Source organism: Pseudomonas sp. (assembly GCF_030683065.1).
In the GTDB taxonomy this organism is placed as follows: Bacteria; Pseudomonadota; Gammaproteobacteria; order Pseudomonadales; family Pseudomonadaceae; genus Aquipseudomonas.
Genome location: NZ_JAUXMX010000033.1, coordinates 23689 through 49578, shown reverse-complemented (window position 1 = coordinate 49578; position 25890 = coordinate 23689). Strand labels below are relative to the sequence as shown.

Genomic DNA, 25890 nt, shown 5'->3' with positions numbered 1-25890 from the left:
GCGACGTGCAAGATCAAATGCTTGGCCAGCCCCCACGCCGTTCGTGATCAAAGGCCCGCAGAGCATTGACCTTTAGCACGCTGGAATTTTTCCATCATTGAAGGCCGACTTTATGAGCGAAATCTTCGACGACGATTTATTCAACTTCGACGCCGAAACAGGCCATGCCCCGGTGGAGAAATCCAGACAAGTCTGGCAAGTGCTGATCGTTGATGACGATCAGGATGTTCATCAGTCCACCTGCTTCGCCCTTGCTAACACCCAAATCCTTGATCGCCAGCTTGAGTTCCTGCACGCCTACTCGGCCAGCCAGGCCATCGAACTGCTGAGTGAGAACGCCCAAGTGGCGGTTATCTTGCTGGATGTGGTGATGGAATCCGAGCATGCCGGCCTGGATCTGGTAAAGCAGATTCGCGAGGAGCTGGGCAACAGCGAGACGCGCATCATCCTGCGCACGGGCCAACCCGGCTACGCCCCGGAACTGGAAGCGATCCGCGATTACGACATCAACGACTATAAAACCAAGTCCGAACTGACCCGCAACCGCCTGTACACTTCGCTGACAACCGCGATTCGCTCGTATGACCAGATCCACGCCATCAATGCCAGCCGGCGCGGCCTGAGCATGGTCATCCACGCCAGCAGCCAGTTACTCGTTCGCCAGGGCGTCAGCGAGTTTGCCGCCGGCATCATCACCCAGATTTGCGGCTTGCTGGGCCTGCCCCCAGAGGGTGTGGTGTGCGCCTATAACCATGAGCTCTCGCCTGCTAGCGCGATGATCGTCGCCGCCGCTGGCAACCTGACCGCCTGCATCGACAAGCAATTGAGCGAGCTACCCGACCGGCAGGTGGCCAGCGCACTCAAGCAGGCGCTCAGCGAACGACGCAACCTTCATGGCGAGACCAGCACTACCCTGTTCTTCCAAGGTCAGGGGCACAATCATATGGCTGCCTATCTGCAGACCGAGCGCTCGCTGAATGAACTGGATAAGCAACTGCTTGAGGTGTTTTGCAGCAATATCGTTATCACCTTGGACAACGTCCTGCTGCTCAGCCAACTCAAGGATCATGCCTATAACGACCAGCTGCTGCATATTCCCAATCGCCTGGCGCTGATCCATGCCCTCGATCGCGCGTTGGCGAGTAGCGCCGCCGACGAACTCACCCTGGCCCTGATCGATATCGATGGCTTTTCGGAGTTCAACGACACCCTGGGACACAAACTTGGCGATGCGATGCTGCAAGCCATGAGCACCCACTTGCAGGCCTCACTGCCGAGCAGCAGCTTGCTGGCACGGGTCGATGGCGACGTCTTCGGCATCCTTGCCGAACACAGCACGCTTTGCCCTGAACGCCTTCAGTTGGTGCTACAGGACCCTCTGCAGTTTGCTGACCTGAGCCAGCGCATCACCGCCACCATCGGCCTTGCCCGCTTGAGCCACGTGGACGGCAAAGGCAGCGACGCGCTGAAAGCGGCCAGCATCGCCCTCAAGCACGGCAAACAACACCAGCGCGGCAGCATCAGCCACTTCAGCCGCGAAATGGAGTTCGAAACCCGAGCACGGGTACAACTGCTGCAAGACCTGCGCCTGGCTTTTGAGCACGAGCGTCTGTTCGTGGTCTACCAGCCCCAATTCAATCTGCAGAACAACCAGTTGGTGGGTGTCGAGGCCCTGCTGCGCTGGCGCACCGAAGACAACCGGTTCATCTCCCCTGCCGAGTTCATCCCCCTTGCCGAAAGTTCCGGGCTGATCGTGGCCTTGGGCGAGTGGGTCTTGCGTGTGGCCTGCCATGACCTCGGCACGATCAACCGAGACAGCGAGAGGCCGCTGCGCATGGCGATCAATGTCTCGGTTGCGCAACTGCGGCATCCAGGCTTCATTGGCATGCTCAGCAGTGTTATGGCTGAAAGCAGCGTACAGCCGCAGCTGATTGAGCTTGAGATCACCGAGTCCATGGCCATGCTTGAAGCCGATCTGATGACCGTGCTGATCGAGCAAATCAAGGCACTGGGCCTGACCCTGGCCGTGGACGATTTCGGTACGGGGTTTTCATCGCTCAGTTACCTGGAACGCCTGAACGTGGATCGTCTGAAAATCGACCTCAGCTTTATTCGCCAACTGGAACAGAGCGAGGGCGGCCGGCGCATCGTCGAAACCATTATCCAGCTAGGCCAGATCCTCGACCTTGAGGTGATTGCCGAGGGTATTGAGCAGCAAAGCCAGGCTGAACTGCTCAAACAGATGGGCTGTCACGAGGGCCAGGGCTACCTCTTCGCCAAGCCGCTGCCGCTGGGTGATCTCCTGACCTTTATCGCAACCCGCCAGAGCGAGTAAGCCATGCCCAGCCCTCAGCTGCACCGTATTGCCCTCCTCGCGCTCACGCTGCTGATCAGCGCCTGTAGCGATCCCGAGCCGATTCGGCTTGGTTTTATTGGAGGCCTCTCCGGGACCAACGCCGACCTCGGTCTTGCCGCACGCAATGGTGCCCAGCTGGCAGTCGAGCAGCACAATACCGCCGCGCAGAAAGGTGACCGTCCCGCGCAACTTATCGTTCGCGACGATGAGCTGAACCCGGAGCAGGGCAAAAAAGCGCTGACGGAGCTGCTGGAGCAACAGGTTCACGCCGTGATCGGCCCGATGACCAGCGCTGTCGCCATGGCTATTGCCCCACTAGCCAATGAGGCTGGGGTGTTATTGATGGGCGGTCCGGTCAGTACCGACATGCTCAACGGTCGCGATGACCAATTCTTCCGCACCATTGGCAGCAATGATGAACACGCCCGCGTAATGGCTACCTACCTGCGGCGACAACACAACATCGAGCGTGTCAGCCTGGTTGTCGATCACCGCAACAAGGCCTACACCGACTCATGGGCAGGGCACTTCAGCGCACGCTTCGAGGCGCTGGGCGCACGCATTGTACAGACCACTGCAATTGAGTCGTCCACTGCACTCGACTACGCCCAGGTGGCCAGCCAGGCACTGAGCCAGAAGCCCCAGGCCGTGCTGCTGATCACCAGCGCCCTGGACGCCGCCCTGCTGATCAATCAACTGCGCCAGCAGCAAGAACAACTCATCATTGCCGCGGCCGAGTGGGCCGGCAGTGGCAAACTGATTGAAATGGGCGGCAATGCGGCCGAGAACGTAATCGTCGCGCAGTACATCAACACACAGGACAACTCGCCGACCTTTACCGCGTTCCGTGATGCCTTTGCCGAGCGCTTTGGCGAGGCCCCAGGCTTCCCGGCAATGACCGCCTACAACGCCACTGGCGTGGTGCTGCAAGGCCTGGCCGAGCAGCGCTCCGACGAAACACTCAAACAGACCCTGCTACGCCTGCGCCGCTTTGCTGGCGTGCAGGGCGCTATCGAATTCGACGCCTACGGCGACACCATCACCCCAACGTTCATTACCTATATTCGTAATGGCCAGTATCAGCATGCAGATTAGGTACGCACTCGCCAGCCTGATAATCGGCAGCCTGCTGGTCGCCTGCGGCGAGCCAAGCGCCCCAATCAAACCGGTTCGCCTGGGCGTCATCGTGGACAGCTCAGGCGCCAGCGCCAGTCTGGGGATTGCCGGGCGCAATGGCGTCCAACTGGCCATCGAACAGCACAATACCCGTGGCGGCATCCTGGGTCGCCCCATTGAAATGCTCCTGCACGACGACGGTTTTGATCCGCAGCGGGCCAGGCAGGCCGCTAAACGGCTTATCGACAATCAGGTAGATGCCGTACTGGGCCCCATGACCAGTGTGATTGCCGAAGCATTGGCCGAGCCGTTCACCGAGGCCAATATCCTGCTCATGGGTATTACGCCGCTATCGCCCCTGCTGGCAGGCAAGGACGACATGTTCTTCCGCACCCTCGGCCACCAAAACCCGGATGCCCGCGCCATTGCCACACATCTGCGCCAGCACCTCGATATCAGACAGGTCGGACTGCTGGTTGAGCAAAGCAACGCCACCTTCACCACGCCGTGGGTGACCGATTTCACGGCTTATTTCGCAGCACTTGGCGGGCAGGTTGTAAAACAGGTCAACTTCCAACGCAGCCCTGAAGTGCAGTATGCCGAGCTGGCCGACTCCGTCCTCGTACCAGGCTTAGCGGCCGTGGTGATCGTCAGCAGCGCTCTCGACACGGCCATGCTCGCCTCACACCTGCGGCAAAAACAACCTGGCATCGTGCTCGCTACACCAGCCTGGGCTGCTGCTGACGCACTGCTGGAAATGGGCGGCCAAGCGGTTGAGGGCCTGATCACCGCCCAGGTATTCGACCTGAACGATGAAAGCCAGTACTTCAAAGCATTCCGCGGTGAATACCAGGCACGCTTCAGTCAGGACGTTGATACCGCTGCCGTCACCGGCTACAACGCCACTCAAGTCTTGCTACAGGCCATCGCTGCTCGCCAGCCCAATGAGCACCTCAAACAAACCCTGTTACGCATCCGTCGCTTCGAAGGTCTGCAACAACCGATCGTCTTCGACGAGTTCGGTGACAGCAGCAACCGTATCTATCTAAGAGTGGTCAGCCATGGTCGCTTTATCGACCCTGAGTAATCTGCTCAGGGCACGCCCCCTTCTGCTGACCCTGGCCAGCCGTTTTATCATTGTGGCTGCGCTGCCGATTCTGGCTGTCGCACTGCTGTTTCGATTGCATTACGAGCCGCTAATGCTCGAGGACATCGACGACCGCCAAGGCTTTGCTGCCGATAACATTGCCCGCCAGCTGGAACGCCACTTTGCGATTGCCGAGCGCGAGCTGGGTTCTCTGGCAAGCCTGTTCGACAGCACGACGGACCTGAGCGAGGCGCAGATACAGACACTGCTGGACACCTATGCCGATACCTCGGATTTCTACGAAGCCATTTACCTGAGCGATGCGCAAGGGCGTATCCGCGCCATCGGCATGCCGGCTGACAAGCGCGACCTGAGGCAAAACCTCTATGGCTTGGACGTCTCTGCCCGTGACTTTGTTCGCAAGGCCCAGGCTGATCAAGCCGGCGCCTGGTCCAACAGTTTTCTTTCCACTGTCAGTTCCCGCCTGGCAGTAGCATTGGCCAGGCCGGTCGGCCAGCGCATCCTGATCGGCGAAGTCGCCATCAGCCCGCTGCCCGAACTGGCCAGGCAGTTAAGCCAGGACGACGCCCTGCAGGTGTTGATCGTCGACCGTCAGCGCCAACTGATCGCCAGTTCTCAGAGCAATCAGGTTAGCCAGCAACTCAACATGGGCCACCTGCCCGTCTTCCAGAGTACAAATCAAAAAGCCCAGCGCCTGCAGATCGAAAACCGCGAGATGATCGGTCTGGCCCGCACCGTGAGCGGCCCCGGGTGGCAGGTACTGGTTGCCCAGCCCAGCGAACAGGCCTATGCCCTGCTGAGTTCGACCTGGCAACGCCTGTTCCTGACCCTGGCAGCTACGCTTGCCCTGGCCATGACCATTGCCGCGCTGACCAGTTGGAGCCTGGCTAACAAGATTTCATTATTCAGCCGCCAGGTTCGGGAGATCGCCAACGGCCGTTACGACCTGCCGATGCATACCACCTCAATCAGCGAGCTCAACACCCTGAGCGCCAGCCTCAAGCGCATGGTTGGCGCCATCCGTGAGCGCGAGGAGGCGCTGCTGGCAACCGCCCAAAGCCTGCACGAAAGCGAGGACCGACTGCTTGCTACCCTGGAGAAAACGCCCAACGTGGCAATCCAGTGGTTCGATGCCGAAGGCCGGGTTGTACTGTGGAATCATGCCAGCGAAACCCTCTACGGCATAAGCCGCGACCAGGCCTTGGGTCAGACCCTCGACAAGCTGTTTTACACCGCAGAACAGCAACAGCTGTTCATGGCCATACTGCAAGAGGCCGCCAAGGGAGCCAGTATTGGCCCCTACCTAAGCGACTTGCTGCTGCCTGATCAGCGTCAGTTATTTATCCTCGCTACTTCTTTCGCCATCCCTGGCAGCGATGGCCGGCAGATGTTTGTCTGCATGGATATCGACGTCACTGACCAGAAAAGAGCTGAAATAGCCTACCGTGAACTCAATGCCTGCCTGGAGCAGCGCGTGACAGAGCGCACCGAGGCACTCAGCCAGAGCAATACCGAGCTGAGCCAGGCCATGGATACCCTGCAAATGGCTCAGAACGAACTGGTACAGAGCGAGAAACTGGCGGCCCTCGGGTCTCTGGTCGCGGGCATCGCCCATGAGCTGAACACCCCGGTGGGCAACAGCCTGATGGCCGCCAGCACCCTGGAAGACCATAGCCGCGGGATCGCCGCAGCGATAAGCGCCGGAGCACTGAAGCGCTCCACCCTGGAGCAGTTTATCGAGGACAACAAAACCGCCACCGACATCCTGGTGCGCAACCTGCGCAGAGCCAGCGAGTTAATCACCAGTTTCAAGCAAGTGGCGGTGGATCAGGCAGGCTCGCAGCGCCGGCGCTTCCAGCTGAGCGAAGTAATCAAAGAAATCCTTATCACCCTTGGCCCAACGCTGAAAAAGACGCCCTTTGTCATCGACAGCAACATCGACGACAGCATCGAACTGGACAGCTACCCCGGCGCCCTGGGCCAGGTGCTGGTTAACCTGATCAACAACGCGCTGATCCATGGCCTGCAGGGCATGGATCACGGCAAGATTGGCCTGTATGCCTTCCCCTATGAGCCGGGCTGGATTGAGCTGGCGCTGTCGGATAACGGCCATGGGATTGCCGAGGAACACCTGCCGAAGATTTTCGATCCCTTCTTTACCACCCGCTTAGGCCAGGGCGGCAGTGGTCTAGGCCTGAATATCGTGCACAACCTGGTCACCGGGGTGCTCGGCGGCAAACTGGAGGTGGCCAGCCAACTGGGCTGGGGTGCGCGCTTCGCCATTCGCCTGCCCATCTGCGCGCCCTCGGGCGAACAGCAGGTAGCCCGAGCAACAGCGCTTTCGCTACCTGCACCAGCTGAACAATCAGACTGAGCAGCGCGCTGCACTCAGCGCCCGGCAACGGACTGGAGAACTGCTGGAACTGTACCCGTCAGGTGCTGCCGCAATGAGTAGGTTGGTGCGGGCCGCGTAGGTTGAGTGCAGCGAGAACCGGCTGGGCGAACTGCGGGGTGAAGTTGTCTGGCGCCCCGGTCATACTTCACCCCATCAACTCTGTCCCTGCAGTGTCGCGCCAAGTGCTGCCCACAAACACCAGCGATCTATATGCCTATATTCGTTACGCCCTTTGCCCAACTCGACCTGATCCGCCAGCCCGAACAGCAGGCTGAACCCTTGCAGGCCTTCGACGCGGCCGACGAGTACCTGCTCAATCATCTGCATGAACAGGGCTTGCCTGCCAACACACGCGTTCTGGTACTCAACGACAGCTTCGGCGCCCTGGCGACCAATCTGGCCGGCCATGCCCAGGTCACCAGCAGCGGCGACTCGCACCTGGGCTACCTGGGCCTGCAAGCCAACTTGGCGCGCAATCACTTGCCGACAGACGCCGTCAGCTTTGTACCGGCCAGCGCAACCGCCCAGGGCCCGTTCGACAGGGTCGTGGTCCGGGTGCCCAAGACCCTGGCCTTACTGGAAGAACAATTGATCCGCCTGCATGGCCAACTCGCGCCCGACGCACAAGTGATCGCCGCCGGTATGGTCAAGCACCTGCCCCGTGCGGCAGGCGATCTGCTGGAAAAATACATCGGCCCGGTACAGGCCTCGCTGGCGGTTAAAAAAGCGCGCCTGCTGGTCGCCACCCCGAGTGTCAAACCTGCACCCGTCTCGCCCTACCCGACCCGCTATCGCCTGGACAAACCGGCCATCGAGTTGCTCAACCACGCCAATGTGTTTTGCCGCGAAGACCTCGACATCGGCACCCGCGCCTTCCTCCCCCACCTGCCGAAACACCTCAGCCGCATGCGCGTGGCGGATCTCGGTTGTGGCAATGGCGTGCTGGGGATTGCCTACGCGCTGGGCAGCCCGCAAGCCGAGCTGAGCCTGGTCGACGAATCCTATATGGCGGTGCAATCGACCCAGGAAAACTGGCAGGCGGCGCTCGACGAGCGGCCGGTAGAGATCCGCGCGGGCGATGGCCTGGCCGAGCAGCCGGCGGATTCGCTGGACCTGGTGCTGTGCAACCCGCCATTCCACCAGCAACAGGTGGTCGGTGACTTTCTCGCCTGGCGCATGTTCCAGCAGGCCCGCGCCGCACTGGTGACCGGCGGTGAGCTATGGATAGTCGGCAACCGCCACCTGGGCTACCACGCCAAACTCAAACGCCTGTTCCGCGGCGTCGAGCAGGTCGCGGCCACGCCCAAGTTCGTGGTGTTGAAGGCGATCAAATAAGCGCTCCGCGCGCAGGCCCAGTGCTCATGCACACGCCTCACGGGACATGGCAATCGTAGGCGCGGCGCGAGCGCCTGCGATGCTATTTGCCGTCCCGCAGCCCGATTTTTTCGCAACCGCTCAGGGCTGTAGTTGCTGCAGATAAACGGCAAGCGCACCGATCTGTGCATCATTGAAGTTGGCGGCAATCGACATCATCACCGAGCCGGCGCGGCTCGGGTCTTGGTCACGAAAACGCGTCAGCGCCTTGCGCAGGTACTCGGCTGGCTGGCCGGCCAGCCGCGGAGTGTTGTCGCGGCCCTCGGCGTTCACGCCATGACAACCAGTACAAACGGTTTTGAACGTCACCTCACCCTGCTGCTGCAGCGCCGCATCGACCGGCTCACTGTGTGCCAGCAGCTTCTGCTGACCAAAGTAAATGGCGACGTTGACCCTGTCCTCCAGGGTCAGGCTCGGCGCCAGCTGGGACATGACGAAATCCTTGCGTTCACCGCTGGCAAACTTTTCGAAGGCGTTGAACAGATACACCGGATTCTGCTCAGCCAGATTGGGGATATACGCCCGCTTGCTATTGCCGTTCTCGCCGTGGCAATGACCACAGAAACGGATGCGCTCCTGGCCGGCAGCGTAGGCCTGCTCGCGCAGCGCGGGGTCGGCGTTGAGCTGGGTAAAGCGCTGCATGGCCTCGTCACTGGCCTGGGCCAGGCCGGCGATGCAACAGAGGAACACAAGGGCGAGTACGCGCATGGCGGGAGACCTTTGCCTGAATTGCTCGAAAGGACGAGCGTTAAAAATGGCGACTATAGGTGTAACCGCCCAGCCGTACCCCGGCGCAGGTCAAGCAAATGGCAGATAGCCGGGTATCGCGGCGGGATAGCTACCCAGGCGTTGGGCCTGATGCCCTTGGCACCACACCCCCAATCAACTGGCGGCGCAAACGAAAAAGCCCCAGTGCATGGACCGGGGCTTTTTGTTGGCTCTGTACCCGTTAGCTGTTGAAAGTCGATTCTGTAGGGTGGGCTGAAGCCCACCCTACGTTTTGCCATCAACACATAACGGCGCACACATAGCCTTTTTGTTTACCGCCTCTTCGCTATTACTGACTCAGCGAAATCTGGCTGGTCTCGACCTTGAACTCACTCAAACGCTTGAGCAGCGCGGCAATGTTCTCCTTGGCCGCGCCCTCGTTGGCCAAACGCAAACGCTTGATCGCAACGAAGGCATCACCCACGCCGGCAGTGAAGGGGGTGCGTAGCGTTTCGCGAAACAATACCTTGCCGCTGGCCTTTTCCACCAAGGTGTACTCGACCTCGGTTGTCACCTCAAAATCCAGGCCGAACAGCGGCTGGTCAACCTTCAGCAGGTTGGCGCGCAGGGTGAAGGGCGCTTCGCTGGAGGCGCTCAGCAAACCGGCTTTATCCAACGACTGGCTCAGCGCCGCATGAAAATCGGCGCCCTCGATTTCAGAAGTCCACAGCGGATTGGTCTTGTCGCCGCCATTGACTTCGCTCAGGTGCAAGTTGTCGTGCAGCGGCTTGTCAAACTGAAGTGCCTGCATTTGGTTATCGCTGACAGTCATGCCTTCGATCTTCGCCGGCGAAGCGCAACCAGTGAGAACGATGGCAAATACACAAGCGAACAGTAAACGGAATATGGGCATGAACTTTCCTTAGCGGTCACGCTGACCGAACAACTGGGTGGGGTCGGCAGAGCCGACCGCGCCAGGAACAGGCGGAAAGCAAAAGAGCCCCGCTATGCGAATCGTCCCTGTTTGCGCGAGCGGAAGATTACGGCCTGCCATAGCAATCCTCAAGTATCAGCAGTCGGGCAGAGCCAAAGCGGGTGCGGCAGTCAACCATTACCCAAGGCTGCCTATGGCGCCCTGCCAGCATCCGCAGTATGTTCAGGGCACGTCTTTTCAAGGATGACCCCCATGGCCAGCAAAGCCCACCCTGCGCGTCAGCAACAACTGCTGGCGGTGCTGATTGATGCCGACAACGCCTCCGCCGCCATCGTTGAAGGCCTGTTCGAGGAAATCGCCAAGTTCGGCGTCGCCAGCGTCAAGCGCATCTACGGCGACTGGACCCAGCCCAACCTCGGCAGCTGGAAGAAGGTGTTGCTGGACTACTCGATCCAGCCAATCCAGCAATTCGCCTACACCCGCGGCAAAAACGCCACTGACAGCTCGCTGATCATCGACGCCATGGACCTGCTCTACACCCGGCGTTTCGATGGTTTCTGCCTGGTCTCCAGCGACAGCGACTTCACCCGCCTGGCCGCCCGCCTGCGCGAGGAAGGGCTGACCGTCTACGGCTTCGGCGAAGAGAAGACCCCCTCGCCGTTCGTCTCCGCCTGCGACAAGTTCATCTACACAGAACTGCTGCGCGCCGATGCCATCGAGGCCCAAACCGAGCCTGCCGCCAGCAGCGACAAACCCCAACCGAGCGCGCCCAGCGAACAACCCGACGAATCGGCCAAGGCGCCCGCCAAACCGAAAGCGCAGAAAGTGCCGACGGAGTTTATCGCCAAGGTCATCGAAGACATCAACGACGAGGACGGCTGGGTCCAGCTCGGCCTGCTGGGCTCGAACATCAGCAAACTGCGCCCAGCGTTCGATGCGCGGTTGTATGGGTTCAAGAAACTCAGCGATTTGATCAAGGGGCATCCCAAGCGCTTTGAATTGCAGGTGCGCGGGAGCAGTGCGACGGGGGGAGAGGCGTTGTATGTGAGGAATAGGAAGGTGGGGAAGTGAGTCGGCGGAAGTCTGAGTCGCTGAAGAAATTTGCTCAGATTTCGTTGCTCGCATTCAGTATTAGCGCAACGGTTCTGGGCGGCCTTCACGAGGCGCGTTCAACCATTGAGCTTTATCGGCAGGGCTCTAAGAACATTGCGATCGAGTACATTTCCGACACCCCGGTGCTGTATCCGGGCAATGGCAAGGCTGGCGAATCTGACGAGGGTGGTGTTGAACCGATCCGGGCAGCAGTCGCGTTTGTTCTCACGCGCCATGCAGGTATCCATCGCTCTGGCTGCCCATTTATGTCGCTAACCCAGCGGCTCGCCGGGTTTACATATGTTGTAACGCCGCTCAAGGAGTTTGAAGACTCTATCCGCACTTTGATAGTCGAGAATCCCAGCAATCCCTTTGAGCTAGCGGAGCTTCGATCAATCTTGAGACGACATAGCGCGTTTTTCGCGTTCGATGATGGAACAGGAATATTTCATTCGGGAAACACTTTTATGGGACAGTCACGAGCTTGATCAAGCTTGCCTGACAGCCCCTGCAGAACAATCAGCAGCAAGTAGCCTGGACATCCGTAGGATGGACAACGCGAAGCTTGTCCACCATTGAGCCTCACAAAACATGCGCCAACACGACACGACGTGTTTCGCCCTTACGGCGAGTCACTTTCTCTTTGCTCGCGCGAAAGAGAAAGTAACCAAAGAGAAAGCGCGCCCGGCATACGGGTTTCGCTTCGCTCAACTTCCCTCGCTCCGGCACTGTTCCGAGGGTCGTCACGAAGGGCCATCCCTGGCCCATCGCTCCTCGTTTGGCATCCATGCCAAACGCCCCTCTACACAGCACCTCCACTCGCCTCCTGACGGGATCAGGGACCGCGTCGCCTGGGGGATTTGTGGAATCAACAGCGAAGAGCTCCGATCGTGCCCACGCTGGAGCGTGGGCACGATCACAAGCCGGCACCGCCCACCCTTCGCGTGGGCGGTGCTTTTGATTTGTTTAGTAATTGGGTGAGATCTATCAGGCGATGCCAAGCGCCCCTTCAGGAGGCCGAACGGAATCGTTGCGGAGAGGGTTGAGCGGCATGGATGCCGCGAAAGCCGCGATGGGCCAGGGATGGCCCTTCGCGGCGGGCCCTCGGAGCAATGATGGAGTGAGGGAACCCGCCGCAGGCGGGCCGGATGGCGGGGCAAGCGTTTTTGGTTACTTTTTTGGCGACTTCAAAAAGTGACTCGCCGTAAGGGCGAAACCAATATCAGAGGCACCGCCTTTGCGGCGGGTACATATACAACGCAATCCGAGCCAGTAATCGCTGTTGCGTTCCAGAGTTTGATGGGTATCGCTCCGCTCAACCACATCCTACGCGGTGCAGGTCGGATCATGCGTTGCTCCACAAAAGCAAAAAGGCCAGTCTCGCGACTGACCTTCTCGTTTACCACCCTACCCACTCTTAGCCATTGCTGGGGAACGCGAACTGCGCGGCTTCATGCGAGGCGCGTTGCGGCCAGCGTTGGGTGATGGCTTTTTTGCGGGTGTAAAAGCGCACACCGTCCGGGCCGTAAGCGTGCAGGTCGCCGAACAGCGAGCGCTTCCAGCCGCCGAAGCTGTGGTAGCTCACCGGCACCGGCAGCGGTACGTTGACGCCGACCATGCCCACTTCAATCTCATCGCAGAACAGGCGGGCGGCTTCACCGTCGCGGGTGAAGATGCAGGTGCCGTTGCCGTATTCGTGATCGTTGATCAGCTGCATGGCGGCTTCCAGGCTACCGACGCGGACGATGCACAACACCGGGCCGAAGATTTCATCGGTGTAGATGCTCATTTCCGGGGTCACCTGGTCGAACAGGGTGCCGCCGACGAAGTAGCCGTTTTCGTTGCCAGCGACCACCAGGTCGCGACCGTCGACCACCAGGCTCGCGCCCTGGGCTACGCCGGCGTCGATGTAGCCTTTGACCTTGTCACGCGCGGTAGCGGTGACCAGCGGGCCCATGTCCAGGCCGCAGGTGGTGCCAGCGCCAATTTTCAGGGCTTTGATCTGCGGGACGAGTTTCTCGACCAGCGCATCGGCGATCTGGTCACCGACGCACACGGCCACCGAGATGGCCATGCAGCGCTCGCCGCAGGAGCCGTAGGCCGCGCCCATCAGTGCGCTGACAGCGTTATCCAGGTCGGCATCGGGCATCAGCACGGCGTGGTTCTTCGCCCCGCCGAGGGCCTGCACGCGCTTACCGCGCTTGGTGCCTTCGCTGTAGATGTATTCGGCAATTGGCGTGGAGCCAACAAAGCTCAGGGCTTTGACTTCCGGCGCTTCGATCAGCGCATCGACCGCAGCCTTGTCGCCGTGCACCACGCTCATCACGCCTTTCGGCAGACCGGCTTCGATCAGCAACTCGGCGATATACAGGGTCGAACTCGGATCACGCTCGGACGGCTTCAAGATGAAGCAGTTGCCGCAGACGATCGCCAGTGGGTACATCCACAACGGCACCATGGCCGGGAAGTTGAACGGGGTGATACCGGCGACTACGCCGATCGGCTGCAGGTCGCTCCAGGCGTCGATGTTCGGGCCGACGTTGCGGCTGTATTCGCCCTTGAGGATTTCCGGGGCGGCACAGGCAAACTCGACGTTCTCGATGCCGCGCTTGAGTTCACCGGTGGCGTCTTCGATGGTCTTGCCGTGTTCTTCGCTGATCAGTTGGGCGATGGCGCCTTCGTGCTGTTCGAGCAGTTGCTTGAAGCGAAACATCACCTGGGCGCGCTTGGCCGGCGGGGTGTTACGCCAGGCCGGGAAGGCAGCCTTGGCGGCGTCGATGGCCTGCTGGATAGTGGCACGGTCGGCCAAGGCGACCTGGTGGATCACCTCGCCGGTAGCCGGGTTGAATACGTCGGCTGTGCGGCCGGTACCGGCAACACGTTCGCCGTTGATCAGGTGTGGAATATGGCTCATAAAGATCTCCGTGATCGAATTCTGTAGGGTGGATGAAGGTCGCAGCATCCAGCCAAGTAGTTGTGTTGTCGTTGCCTCAATCCAGCTTGTTCAATGCGTCGCCGACGGCGTTGAACACCCGGTCGAGGTCTTCCATTTTGGCGTTGAAGGTTGGCCCGAACTGCAGGGTGTCGCCACCGAAGCGCACGTAGAAGCCGGCCTTCCACAGGGCAATGCCGGCCTCGAACGGGCGGATCACCGGGTCGCCGTCGCGCGGGGCAATCTGCAGTGCGCCGGCCAGGCCGCAGTTGCGGATGTCGATGACATGCTTGCTGCCTTTGAGGCCATGCAAGGCGGCGCCGAATTTGGGCGCCAACTCGGCGGACTGCTGCAACAGATTCTCGCGTTTGAGCAGCTCCAGCGAGGCCAGGCCGGCGGCGCAGGCCACCGGGTGGGCCGAGTAGGTGTAGCCGTGGGTGAACTCGACCATGTGCTCGGGCGTGGCCTGCTGCATGAAGGTGTTGTAGATCTCGCTGCTGGCGATCACCGCACCCAGGGGAATCGCGCCATTGGTGATCTGCTTGGCTGCGTTGATGATGTCCGGGGTCGCGCCGAAGTACTCGGCACCGCTCCAGGTGCCCAAGCGGCCGAAGGCGGTGATCACTTCGTCGAAGATCAGCAGGATGTTGTGCTGGGTGCAAATTTCACGCAGACGCTGCAAATAGCCTACTGGCGGCACGATTACGCCAGCCGAGCCAGACATCGGTTCGACGATCACCGCGGCGATGTTCGAGGCATCGTGCAGCTCGATCAGTTTGAGCAGTTCATTGGCCAACTCGACGCCGCCGGTCGCGGCCATGCCGTTGGTGTAGGCCAGGTGCGGCTGCAAGGTGTGCGGCAGGTGGTCGACGTCCATGAACTGGCCGTACATCTTGCGGTTGCCACCCATGCCGCCGAGGCTGGTGCCGGCGATGTTGACGCCGTGGTAGCCACGGGCGCGACCGATGAACTTGGTCTTGGCCGGCTGGCCTTTCAGGCGCCAATAGGCCTTGGCCATTTTCACTGCGGTGTCGGCACACTCGGAGCCGGAGCCGGTGAAGAACACGTGATTGAGGTCGCCCGGCATCAGGTCGGCGATCTGCTCGGCCAGCCGAAAGGACAGCGGGTGGCCGTACTGAAAGCCCGGCGAGTAGTCGAGGGTGCCAAGCTGCTTGGCCACCGCTTCCTGGATTTCCTTGCGCGAGTGACCAGCGCCGCAGGTCCACAATCCGGACAGACTGTCATAGATCTTGCGACCTTGGTCGTCGGTCAGCCAACTGCCTTCAGCGGCGACGATCAGGCGTGGGTCGCGCTGAAAGCTGCGGTTGGCGGTAAATGGCATCCAGTGGGCATCCAGCTTGAGCTGGCTGGCCAGTGACGGGGTGGCGGTTTGCGGCATGTTCATCGGCGGCCTCGCGTATGGGCGACTTGATTATTTTGCGGGAGCGGCTGGACGGCGATCCCACCAAGCAAAAGCGAATCTGTTGCCATACAAGGTGCCACGGGCATACATTCAGTAAAACCACACTCTTCTTAACTTTAGTTAACTGGTTACTAAACAATGAGCACGCGCCGCCCAGCTCCCCTGGCCCAGGTCAGTGACTTCGATATCCGCCTGCTCAAGCTGTTTCGCAGCGTGGCCGAGTGCGGCGGTTTTTCTGCCGCCGAGAGCGTACTGGGGATCGGCCGCTCGGCGATCAGCCAGCAGATGAGTGACCTCGAACAACGCCTCGGTTTGCGCCTGTGCCAGCGCGGCCGCGCCGGCTTTGCCCTGACCGAGGAAGGCCGCGAGGTGTACCAGTCGACCCAGCAACTGCTGGCGGCGCTGGAAAGCTTTCGCACCGAGGTCAACGGCCTCCATCAACACCTGCGCGGCGAGCTGAATATCGGCCTGACCGACAACCTGGTGACGGTGCCGCACATGCGCATCACCAATGCCCTGGCACGGCTCAAGGAGCGCGGCCCGGACGTGCGCATCCACATCCGCATGACCCCGCCGAGCGAGGTCGAGCAAGGCGTGCTCGACGGCCGCCTGCATATCGGCGTGGTGCCGCAGGCCGGCGCACTGTCGGGGCTGGACTACCAGACGCTGTACGACGAGCGTTCGCTGCTCTACTGCGCAGTTGGTCACCCACTGTTCTATGTCGACGACCAGCAGCTTGAAGACCCGCGTTTAAATGACCAGGACGCCATTGCACCGACCTTTCGCCTGCCGCCTGAGGTGCAGAGCCACTATCAGGTGCTCAACTGCACCGCCAGCGCCTCGGACCGTGAGGGCATGGCTTTTCTGATTCTTACCGGACGCTTTATCGGCTACTTGCCCGACCACTACGCGGCAGCCTGGGTACAGCAGGGTCGCCTGCGTGCGCTGAAAGCAGACTCGCGCTTCTACGACGTCAGCCTGGCCGCCGTCACCCGCAAGGGCCGCCGCCCGCACCTGGTGCTGGAAAGCTTTCTTGAGGGCCTGGCGGCAAGCGGTTGAGCGATCTCCAAGACACACCGCCAGGGCCGCAGCACGCCACCTACACGCACAAGCCTGGTGCACAAGCCGGGTTGCAGCATAACTGCATCGGTTTTTCTGCCCCTTGCGCTTGTCACCTGAGCGGCGCTGGGGTATCAGTGCAAGCGTCCGAAAACCTGACCACTGCGGAATCGCCCATGACTGTTGAAGTACTCGCGCACTGTGCCGACCCAACCTGCAAACCGGCCGGACGTATTCGGCAGAAAAACGAAGACGCAATCATCAAGGCCGCCGAAGAAGAGTTCGCCCGTCACGGTTTCAAAGGCACCAGCATGAACACCATCGCGCAGAACGTCGGCCTGCCCAAGGCCAACCTGCACTATTACTTCAACAACAAGCTGGGCCTGTACCAAGCGGTGCTGAGTAACATCCTCGAACTGTGGGACAGCACCTTCAACAACCTGACCGTCGACGATGATCCGGCCACAGCACTGGCCGGCTATATTCGCGCCAAAATGGAGTTCTCCCGTCGCCACCCGAAAGCCTCGCGTATTTACGCCATGGAGGTGATCAGCGGCGGCGAAACCCTCTCGCAGATGCTCAGCCAGGATTATCAAACCTGGTTCCGCGGCCGGGCTGCGGTATTCGCAGCCTGGAGTGCCGCCGGCAAGATGGACCCGGTCGACCCTGTGCACCTGATATTCCTGTTGTGGGGCAGCACCCAACACTACGCCGACTTCACCTCGCAGATCTGCCGCGTTAGCGGCCGTTCGCGCCTGACCAAGCAGGATTACCAAGAGGCCGGCGACAACCTGATCCGCATCATCCTCAAGGGCTGCGGCCTGACGCCGCCGGCCAAAGACGCCTGATGCCCTTTACCCTGCCAGGCCCTTGCGAGTACCGCGAGGAGATTCGCAAAAGCCGCTTTATTGCCCTCGCCGCGCCGGTTGCCAGCGCGACCGAGGCGCAGGCGTTTATCGCAGCCCACAGCGATGCCAGCGCCAGCCACAACTGCTGGGCCTGGAAAGTGGGCCAGCAGTACCGTTTCAGCGATGACGGCGAACCCGGCGGCACCGCAGGCCGACCGATACTCGCGGCGATCGAGGCGCAGGAGATGGATCAGGTGGCGGTGCTGGTGATTCGCTTTTACGGCGGCATCCAGCTCGGCACCGGCGGCCTGGCCCGCGCTTATGGCGGTAGCGCCAACAAATGCCTGCAAGCCGCCTCGCGCATCCAACTGGTGGCCCGCGACCAATACCGCTGCCATTGCCTGTTCGCCGAACTGCCGCTGCTGAAAGCGCGCCTGAACGACCTTGACTGCCTGCTGCAACAAGAAAACTACGACGCCACTGGCGCCGAACTGCACCTGGCCATCCCTGCACCACGCCTCGCCGAGCTGCAACGACTGCTGGCGGATATCAGCCGTGGGCGGATTGAGTTACTGCCGCTCTAGATCCTGTCGCGGCTAAAGCCCCTCCCACGATTCAACGCGCGCTGTGAGAGCGGGCTGGGCGACACTCAGTCGGGGCTAAAGCGGAGTGCCGCCAACTGATCAATACACTTTGTGAGAGGGGCTTTAGCCGCGACTGGGCAGCGGAGCCTCGCGGCTTAAAACAGCCCCATAGCCCAAGCCGCGCCGAACAGCACCAGCGAGAAGCCCCACATCCACCACAGCGAGTAGCGAATGTGTCGGCCCAGATCCAGGCCAGCCAGGCCCAGGGCCAGCCACAGCGCCGGTGAGAACGGGCTGATAAAGGTGCCTATGATGTTGCCGATGATCAGCGCATAGACCACCGAGGCGGCGTCGACGCCCTGGTTGCCGACCACTTCCAGGGTCACCGGGAGCAGGCCGAAGTAGTAGGCGTCGGTGCTCAGCATCAGCTCCATCGGCAAGCCGAACAGGCCGAGCACGATATGCAATTGGCCAACCAGCGGTGCGGGCAGCACCTGCACCAGATCTTGGGCGATGGAGGTGAGCATGCCGGTGCCGGTGAAGATACCGAGCATCGAGCCAGCCGCCAGGATGATCATGCCCATGCTCAGCGCCGCGGGCGAATGCGCCGCGATGCGTTGCATCTGCGCCTTACCGCCGGGGTAGTTGAGTAGCAACGCCAGCGACAGGCCGATCATAAAGATGTAGCCGGCCGGCAGCACGCCGGCGAACAGCGACACCAGCACCAGCAGAAACAGCCCGCTATTCAGCCAGAGCCGTGCGGGGCGTTCCAGGGCGCGCTCCTCGTCGCTGATCTCGCCCAGGGCATTGCTGGTTTCCACCAGTACACCGTCATCGGCCAAGGCAGCCCCCGAGGCAATGCGCCGCTGCTCACGCCAGCCAAGCAACGCGGCCAGGGCGACCAGCAACACCACCCCCACCGCCTGCACGGCAATCAGCGGGCGCCATAGCTCGGTCACATCGATGCCAGTGACGGCCGAAGCGCGACCCAGCGGGCCGGCCCAGGGCAGCATGTTGAAGATACCGGCACCGAGGGCCAGCAACAGCAGCATCAGGTAGGGGCTCATGCGCAATTGCTTGTACAGCGGCAGCAGGGCCGGGATGGTCAGCAGGAAGGTGGTCGCACCGGCCCCATCGAGGTGGGCGAGCATGCCGATCACCGCCGTGGCGACGGTCACCGCGATCACATTGCCACGGGTCAGTTTCACCATGCCGTTGATCAGCGGGCGGAACAGGCCGGTGTCCTGCAGCACCCCGAAGAAGGTGATGGCGAAAATGAACATAGTGGCGATCGCCATGACCCGGCCGACGCCATCGGTGAAGAATCCGGAAATGGCCTCGGGGCCGAAGCCGGCGGCCAGCGCCCCGAGCAACGGGACCACAATCAAGGGCAGGACGGGCGACATGCGCCCAATAAGTAAAAGCACTACCAGGCTACAAATGGTCAACAGACCAATCAGAGTCAACAAACCGAATACCCCTATTTGTTCTTGTGAGTTGGCGTGCGTACGCACAACCGCAGGCACGCTAAAGGCCGAACCTTTCACTAACCTTTCACCAACCTTTAGCCGAAGCCTGTAACCAGGCCCGTTTGTCAGCGGATATGTCGCTGCGCGACCTAATCTGGAGCCACATAAGCCTGATTGCGCACCAGCACAGGGCACAGCAGCAATGCAGCGCCAGCCCCAGGCCCCGCGTGCCGCAGCGATTTATTTTCTGACTTACTGGCCAGCTTTTTGCTTTAGCTCGGGCAGTTGTCATTTCCGAGCCTCTGTCCATGTCCAGTTCCCCTGCTATTCCACGCTTGCAGCTGAGCGGTATCAGCAAGCGCTACCCCGGCTGCCTGGCCAACGACCGTATCGACCTGAGCATTGCGCCTGGGGAAATCCATGCGCTGCTCGGCGAGAACGGTGCTGGCAAAAGCACCCTGATGAAGATCATCTACGGCGTTACCCAACCTGACAGCGGCGAGATTCGCTGGCAGGGCGAGATGTTGAAGATGCGTGATCCGGCTATGGCGCGCAGTCTGGGTGTGGGCATGGTGTTCCAGCATTTCTCGCTGTTCGAGACCCTGACGGTCGCAGAGAACATCGCCCTGGCCATGGGCGCAGCGGCCGGTACGCCGAAGCAGCTGGAGCCGAAGATTCGCGAAGTCTCGCAGCGCTATGGCATGGCCCTGGAACCGGGCCGGCTGGTGCACAGCCTGTCCATCGGCGAGCGGCAGCGGGTGGAGATCGTCCGTTGCCTGATGCAGGACATCAAACTGCTGATTCTTGATGAACCTACCTCGGTGCTGACCCCGCAGGAGGCCGACGAGCTATTCGTTACCCTGCGCCGTCTGGCGGCCGAGGGCTGCAGCATTCTGTTTATCAGCCACAAGCTCGGCGAGGTGCGCGCCCTGTGCCAGAGCGCCACGGTGCTGCGCGGCGGTAAGGTCTCGGGGCATTGCGTGCCGGCCGAATGCAGCGACCTACAGCTGGCGCGGCTGATGGTCGGCGACGCTGAAGGGCTGGAAAGCAGCTACCCGAAAGTCACGGGCGGCCTGCCGCGTTTGCGCGTGGACGACCTCAGCTGGCACAACGCCGACCCGTTCGGCTGCACCCTCAGCCAGATCCGCCTGGAGGTGCGCAGCGGCGAAATCGTCGGCATCGCCGGGGTCGCCGGCAATGGTCAGGACGAGCTGCTGGCCCTGCTCAGCGGCGAAACCCGCCTGCCGCGCAGCGAGCGCGAACGCATCAGCCTGGACACGCAACCGATTGCCGACCTGTACCCGGATGCACGGCGCAAACTGGGCCTGGCCTTTGTCCCGGCCGAGCGTCTGGGCCATGGCGCGGTGCCGGACATGAGCCTGAGCGACAACGCGCTGCTCACCGCGTTTCAGCAAGGTTTAGTCAGCAAAGGGCTGATTCAGCGCGGCAAGGTACGCGCCCTGGCTGACCAGATCATCCAGCGCTTTGCGGTGAAAACCCCGGATGCCGATGCGCCGGCGCGCAGCCTGTCCGGTGGCAACCTGCAGAAATTTATCCTCGGCCGCGAGATTCTGCAGCAGCCCAAGCTGCTGGTCGCCGCGCACCCAACCTGGGGCGTGGACGTGGGCGCGGCGGCGGCGATTCATCGCGCGCTGATTGCCCTGCGCGATGCGGGTGCGGCGATTGTGGTGATCTCCGAAGACCTGGATGAGCTGCTGCAGATCAGCGACCGCATTGGCGCGCTGTGCAGCGGCAAGCTCTCGCCCCTGGCAGCCACGGCCACCACCGAGGCCGTTGAAGTCGGCCGCTGGATGGCCGGTGAATTCGCTCCACTGCCCCTCATTACAAGCCCGCTCGCAGCGCCTGCTGCACGCCTGAGCTGACGGAGTTTTCCATGCTGCTATCCCTCGAACCGCGCGGCCAGCAATCACGCGCCATGCTCTGGCTGTCGCCGCTGCTCGCGGCGGTACTGACCCTGTGCAGCGGCGCACTGCTGTTCGCTCTGCTCGGCCACGACCCGCTGGACACCCTGCACACCCTGCTGATCGCGCCGCTGACCGACTGGTATGGCGTCTCCGAACTGCTGGTCAAGGCGCTGCCGATTCTGCTCTGCGCCCTTGGTCTGGCGGTGGCCTACCAGGCGCGCATCTGGAATATCGGCGCCGAAGGTCAGCTGCTGCTCGGCGCACTGGCCGGCAGCGCCATGGCCATCCAGCTGATCGACTGGGACAGCCGCTGGGCGCTGGTGTGGGTGGTGCTGGCGGGTATGGTAGGCGGTGCGGCCTGGGGCGGCCTGACCGCCTGGCTGCGCACCCAGTTCAATGCCAACGAAATCCTCACCAGCATCATGCTCAACTACATCGCGCTGAACCTGCTGCTGTTCTTCGTGCATGGCCCGCTGAAGGACCCGGCTGGCTTCAACTTCCCTGAGTCGGCGATGTTTGGCGATGCTAGCCGCCTGCCGCTGGTCAGCGAGGATGGCCGCCTGCACGGCGGCCTCTACTTCGCCCTGCTGGCGCTGGTGGCGGTGTGGGTGCTGCTGCACAAGAGCTTTCTCGGTTTTCAGATCAAGGTGCTCGGCCTCGACCGCCGCGCCGCCGGCTTTGTCGGCTTTCGCGAGAAGCGCCTGGTGTGGTTTGCCCTGCTGGTCAGCGGCGGCCTGGCCGGGTTGGCGGGTGTCGGTGAAGTGGCCGGGCCGATTGGCCAACTGGTGCCGCAGGTCTCCCCCGGTTACGGCTACGCGGCGATCACCGTGGCCTTTCTCGGCCGCCTCAACCCGCTCGGCATTCTGTTTGCCAGCCTGTTGATGGCCCTGCTGTACCTGGGCGGCGAGAACGCACAGATGACCATGAATTTGCCGCAAGCGATCACCCAATTGTTCCAAGGCATGATGCTGTTCTTCCTGCTCGCCTGTGACGTGCTGATTCTCTATCGGCCACGGCTGAAATTGCAGTGGGCGCAGCGCAAAGCCAAAACCAACACCGAGGCCCTGGCCTAACAAACCTTTAGGAATTCCCGATGGATCTCGACCTATTAAGCAATATCTTCTACGCCATGGTGCGCACCGGTACGCCGCTGCTGCTGGTGGCGTTGGGTGAACTGATCTGCGAAAAGAGCGGCGTGCTCAACCTCGGCCAGGAAGGCATGATGCTGTTCGGCGCGGTGATCGGTTTTATCGTCGCACTGAGCACCGGCAACCTGTGGCTCGGCGTGCTGCTGGCAATGGCAGCCGGCATGCTGTTGTCGATGCTGTTCGCCGCCGTGGCGCTGGGCTTTAACGCCAATCAGGTGGCCACCGGGCTGGCGCTGACCATCTTCGGCGTCGGCCTGTCGACCTTTGTTGGTGCGGCCTGGGTCGGCAAGCCGCTGGCGGGTTTTGAGCCCATCGCCATTCCGCTGCTCAGTGAGATCCCGCTGATCGGGCGCATGCTGTTTGCCCAGGACATCCTGGTTTATCTGTCCTTCGCCTTGTTCGGATTGGTGGCCTGGGTGCTGCTGAAAAGCCGCATTGGCCTGATCATCCAGGCGGTCGGTGAAAACCCCGACGCGGCCAGCGCCATGGGCCTGCCGGTGCTGCGCGTGCGCACCCTGGCGGTGCTGTTCGGCGGCGCAATGGCCGGATTGGCTGGAGGCTATATGTCGCTGGCCTACACGCCGATGTGGGCAGAAAACATGACCGCCGGGCGCGGCTGGATCGCCCTGGCACTGGTGGTGTTCGCCAGCTGGCGGGTGTTCCGTCTGCTGCTGGGCGCTTACCTGTTCGGCCTGGCCAGCATCATCCATCTGGTGGCCCAGGGCTTCGGCCTATCGTTCCCCTCCAACCTGCTGGCGATGCTGCCCTATGTGGCGACCATCCTGGTGCTGGTATTACTGTCGCGCGACGCGATCAAGACCCGCCTGTTTGCCCCTGTGTCACTGGGCAAACCCTGGCAGCCGGGGCATTAGCAGAGCCCCTTGGGCCTTGCCAGAGAGGGACGGGCGTCGGCGATTTTCACCAGCCTCAATGGGGTAGGCCGTTAATCGCGGCCAGACGTCAGGGCGTGGCAAAGACCAGGGTTATCTGGCATGCACCTGTCGCCGCTATTGGTCGACTGCGAGGCAAGTTGCCCGCACCACGAGCGGCAACAACGGCTCGGGCAGCAGGCCTATTGAATCCTGCTGGCCATCCGAGCCGCATCGCGGTGAGTCTGCGGGACCTGCGACCGGTATGATGGCCAGCTTTACAAGCAGGAGAACCTCATGAACGCGACTCGAACCGCCCTGATCATTGGCGCCTCACGTGGGCTGGGCCTGGGCCTGGCGCAACAGTTGCGCGCCGATGGCTGGCAGGTCACCGCTACCGTGCGCGACCCGCAACGCGCCGAGGCCTTGCGCGCTGTACCTGGCGTCTGCATCGAGTCCCTGGAGATGGACGACAGTGCTTCGCTGGATGCTCTGGCCAGGCAGTTACAGGACCAAGTGTTCGACCTGCTGTTCGTCAACGCCGGCATTCTCGGACCTGACCATCAGTCGGCCAACGCTGCCACAGCAGCTGAGCTGGGCCACCTGTTCATGACCAACGTGGCTGCCCCGATTCGTCTGGCCGAGCGCTTTATCGAACAGCTGCGGCCGCACAGCGCGGTGCTGGCATTCATGAGTTCCTCGTTGGGTAGCGTGGCCAACCCTGCAGGCAACAACCTGGCGCTGTACAAGGCGAGCAAGGCCGCTCTCAATTCCTTGACCAACAGCTTCGTTTGCGAACTTGCCGAGCCTCGTCCCACGGTGTTGTCGCTGCACCCAGGCTGGGTCAAGACCGACATGGGTGGCGATGGCGCCAACGTCGAAATTGCCGACAGCTGCCGAGGCCTGGTGAGGCAGGTCGAGCAGTACAGCGGGCGGGGCGGGCACCATTTCATCGATTATCAGGGCCAGACCATAGCCTGGTAACCCGCGCGACTTGCGGTCACTGCGCGGCAACAGGTATCGTCACCGCCGCGCGGCTTGAACGAGACGCGCACCTGGATCAGCAGACAGGGTCAACACTGAGCTGGCTAACCTGAACTCACCCTCAGAGGAGCCTGCTCATGGCAGCTACCCGTATCTGGATCAAGAACCCCCTGGCCATTTTCACCGCCAATAACCTCGACGCCGCTGGCGGCTTGGTGATCGACAACGGTGTCATCGCCGAACTGCTCGGTGCCGGCCAACAGCCCTCGCAGCCCTGCGCGCAAACGTTCGACGCCCGCGAGCATGTCGTGCTGCCGGGGCTGATCAACACCCATCACCACTTTTATCAGACCCTCACCCGCGCCTGGGCGCCGGTGGTCAACCAGCCACTGTTCCCCTGGCTGAAAACGCTCTACCCGGTGTGGGCGCGACTGACGCCCGAGAAGCTCGCGCTGGCCAGCAAGGTGGCGCTGGCCGAGCTGCTGCTGTCCGGTTGCAGCACCGCAGCAGACCACCACTACCTGTTCCCCGACGGTTTGGAACAGGCCATCGATGTGCAGGTCGAGGCCGTGCGCGAACTGGGCATGCGCGCCATGCTCACCCGCGGTTCGATGAGTCTGGGCGAGGCCGATGGTGGCTTGCCGCCGCAGCAAACCGTGCAGCAGGGCGAGGTGATCCTGGCCGATAGCCAGCGCCTGATTCGCCAGTACCATGAGCGCGGTGCCGGGGCGCAGATCCAGATCGCCCTGGCGCCCTGCTCGCCCTTCTCGGTGACGCCGGAGATCATGCGCCAGAGCGCCGAACTGGCCGAACAACTGGACGTGCGCCTGCACACCCACCTGGCCGAAACCCTCGATGAAGAAGACTTCTGCCTGCAGCACTTCGGCCTGCGCACCGTGGATTACCTGGACAGCGTCGGCTGGCTCGGCCCGCGCACCTGGCTGGCCCACGGCATTCACTTCAACCCGGATGAGATCGTCCGCCTGGGCCAAGCCGGCACCGGTATCTGCCACTGTCCCAGCTCGAACATGCGCCTGGCCTCGGGCATCTGCCCGACTCTCGATCTGCTGGCGGCAGGCGCGCCGATTGGCTTAGGGGTTGACGGTTCGGCCTCCAACGACGCCTCGAACCTGATCCTAGAGACGCGCCAGGCCCTCTATATTCAGCGCCTGCGCTATGGCGCCGAGAAGATCACCCCGCAACTGGTGCTGGGCTGGGCCACACGCGGTTCGGCGCACCTGCTCGGGCGCACCGACATCGGCGAACTGGCCGTCGGCAAGCAGGCCGACCTGGCGCTGTTCAAGCTCGACGAGCTGCGTTTCTCCGGCAGCCACGATCCGCTCTCGGCGTTGCTGCTGTGCGGCGCCGACCGCGCCGACCGGATGATGATCGGCGGCACCTGGCGGGTCATCGACGGGCAGATTGAGGGCCTGGACGTGGCGCAGCTAATCGCCGACCACCGCCAGGCGGCCAAGCACCTGGTAAACGGCTGACCAGTAGGGTGCGCCGTGCGCGCGGCACACCCTACGGGCAATGGGGCCGCACCATGAAACAGCAAAAAATACC

The 25890-nt window shown here is 61.9% G+C and carries 20 protein-coding genes; 15 read left to right on the top strand and 5 right to left on the bottom strand.

What is annotated here, in order from left to right:
• Window positions 1-112: 112 nt before the first annotated feature.
• The 5 genes from Q8K09_RS10310 (at window position 113) to Q8K09_RS10290 (ending at window position 8310) form a co-directional block, all read left to right on the top strand.
• On the top strand, window positions 113-2335 hold the full coding sequence (locus Q8K09_RS10310) for an EAL domain-containing protein (RefSeq protein ID WP_305254880.1): 2223 nt from the start codon (window positions 113-115) through the stop codon (window positions 2333-2335).
• 3 nt (window positions 2336-2338) lie between these two features.
• A complete protein-coding gene (locus Q8K09_RS10305) occupies window positions 2339-3451 on the top strand; it encodes an ABC transporter substrate-binding protein (protein ID WP_305254879.1) in 1113 nt (370 codons plus the stop codon).
• Entirely contained in the window at window positions 3441-4559 is a 1119-nt protein-coding gene (locus Q8K09_RS10300) for an ABC transporter substrate-binding protein (protein WP_305254878.1), read from the top strand. The genes Q8K09_RS10305 and Q8K09_RS10300 overlap by 11 nt, the downstream gene beginning before the upstream one ends.
• Entirely contained in the window at window positions 4534-6954 is a 2421-nt protein-coding gene (locus Q8K09_RS10295) for an ATP-binding protein (protein WP_305254877.1), read from the top strand. The genes Q8K09_RS10300 and Q8K09_RS10295 overlap by 26 nt, the downstream gene beginning before the upstream one ends.
• Before the next feature lie 231 nt (window positions 6955-7185).
• Complete coding sequence (locus Q8K09_RS10290) at window positions 7186-8310, top strand: class I SAM-dependent methyltransferase (protein WP_305254876.1); 1125 nt, start codon at window positions 7186-7188, stop codon at window positions 8308-8310.
• A 120-nt stretch (window positions 8311-8430) separates the two neighbouring features.
• On the opposite strand, the gene Q8K09_RS10285 is transcribed toward Q8K09_RS10290, so the two are convergent.
• Window positions 8431-9057, bottom strand: a complete 627-nt coding sequence (locus tag Q8K09_RS10285) for a c-type cytochrome (RefSeq protein WP_305254875.1) — start codon at window positions 9055-9057, stop codon at window positions 8431-8433.
• A gap of 349 nt (window positions 9058-9406) precedes the next feature.
• Window positions 9407-9970, bottom strand: coding sequence for a hypothetical protein (locus Q8K09_RS10280; RefSeq protein ID WP_305254874.1), 564 nt, complete (start codon window positions 9968-9970; stop codon window positions 9407-9409).
• 273 nt (window positions 9971-10243) lie between these two features.
• On the opposite strand from Q8K09_RS10280, the gene Q8K09_RS10275 reads away from it, so the two are divergent.
• Window positions 10244-11062 (top strand): NYN domain-containing protein, encoded by an 819-nt coding sequence (locus Q8K09_RS10275; RefSeq protein WP_305254873.1) that lies wholly within the window; start codon window positions 10244-10246, stop codon window positions 11060-11062.
• Complete coding sequence (locus tag Q8K09_RS10270; protein WP_305254872.1) at window positions 11059-11571, top strand: hypothetical protein; 513 nt, start codon at window positions 11059-11061, stop codon at window positions 11569-11571. The genes Q8K09_RS10275 and Q8K09_RS10270 overlap by 4 nt, the downstream gene beginning before the upstream one ends.
• A 929-nt stretch (window positions 11572-12500) precedes the next feature.
• Here the strand turns inward: Q8K09_RS10270 and Q8K09_RS10265 are convergent.
• Both Q8K09_RS10265 and Q8K09_RS10260 read right to left on the bottom strand, forming a co-directional pair.
• Window positions 12501-13997, bottom strand: a complete 1497-nt coding sequence (locus tag Q8K09_RS10265; RefSeq protein WP_305254871.1) for a CoA-acylating methylmalonate-semialdehyde dehydrogenase — start codon at window positions 13995-13997, stop codon at window positions 12501-12503.
• 76 nt (window positions 13998-14073) lie between these two features.
• Window positions 14074-15420 (bottom strand): aspartate aminotransferase family protein, encoded by a 1347-nt coding sequence (locus Q8K09_RS10260; protein WP_305254870.1) that lies wholly within the window; start codon window positions 15418-15420, stop codon window positions 14074-14076.
• Between the two features lie 156 nt (window positions 15421-15576).
• Between Q8K09_RS10260 and Q8K09_RS10255 the strand changes: the two genes are divergently transcribed.
• The 3 genes from Q8K09_RS10255 to Q8K09_RS10245 all read left to right on the top strand — a co-directional run bounded on the left by Q8K09_RS10255 (window position 15577) and on the right by Q8K09_RS10245 (window position 17929).
• A complete protein-coding gene (locus tag Q8K09_RS10255) occupies window positions 15577-16497 on the top strand; it encodes a LysR family transcriptional regulator (RefSeq protein WP_305254869.1) in 921 nt (306 codons plus the stop codon).
• A gap of 176 nt (window positions 16498-16673) precedes the next feature.
• Window positions 16674-17345 (top strand): TetR/AcrR family transcriptional regulator, encoded by a 672-nt coding sequence (locus tag Q8K09_RS10250; protein WP_305254868.1) that lies wholly within the window; start codon window positions 16674-16676, stop codon window positions 17343-17345.
• Window positions 17345-17929, top strand: coding sequence for a YigZ family protein (locus tag Q8K09_RS10245; protein WP_305254867.1), 585 nt, complete (start codon window positions 17345-17347; stop codon window positions 17927-17929). Before Q8K09_RS10250 ends, Q8K09_RS10245 begins: the two co-directional genes overlap by 1 nt.
• A gap of 155 nt (window positions 17930-18084) precedes the next feature.
• Here the strand turns inward: Q8K09_RS10245 and Q8K09_RS10240 are convergent, their stop codons facing one another.
• The gene (locus Q8K09_RS10240) at window positions 18085-19398 is read right to left on the bottom strand and encodes a CitMHS family transporter (RefSeq protein WP_370869503.1); all 1314 of its coding nucleotides are present in this window, start codon (window positions 19396-19398) and stop codon (window positions 18085-18087) included.
• A gap of 302 nt (window positions 19399-19700) precedes the next feature.
• On the opposite strand from Q8K09_RS10240, the gene Q8K09_RS10235 reads away from it, so the two are divergent.
• The 5 genes from Q8K09_RS10235 (at window position 19701) to Q8K09_RS10215 (ending at window position 25817) form a co-directional block, all read left to right on the top strand.
• On the top strand, window positions 19701-21281 hold the full coding sequence (locus Q8K09_RS10235; protein ID WP_305255058.1) for an ABC transporter ATP-binding protein: 1581 nt from the start codon (window positions 19701-19703) through the stop codon (window positions 21279-21281).
• 11 nt (window positions 21282-21292) lie between these two features.
• Complete coding sequence (locus Q8K09_RS10230; protein ID WP_305254865.1) at window positions 21293-22396, top strand: ABC transporter permease; 1104 nt, start codon at window positions 21293-21295, stop codon at window positions 22394-22396.
• Between the two features lie 20 nt (window positions 22397-22416).
• Window positions 22417-23343 (top strand): ABC transporter permease, encoded by a 927-nt coding sequence (locus Q8K09_RS10225; protein WP_305254864.1) that lies wholly within the window; start codon window positions 22417-22419, stop codon window positions 23341-23343.
• Window positions 23344-23637: 294 nt separating this feature from the next.
• Window positions 23638-24324, top strand: a complete 687-nt coding sequence (locus Q8K09_RS10220) for an SDR family oxidoreductase (RefSeq protein WP_305254863.1) — start codon at window positions 23638-23640, stop codon at window positions 24322-24324.
• Between the two features lie 137 nt (window positions 24325-24461).
• Complete coding sequence (locus Q8K09_RS10215) at window positions 24462-25817, top strand: 8-oxoguanine deaminase (protein ID WP_305254862.1); 1356 nt, start codon at window positions 24462-24464, stop codon at window positions 25815-25817.
• Window positions 25818-25890: the final 73 nt, after the last annotated feature.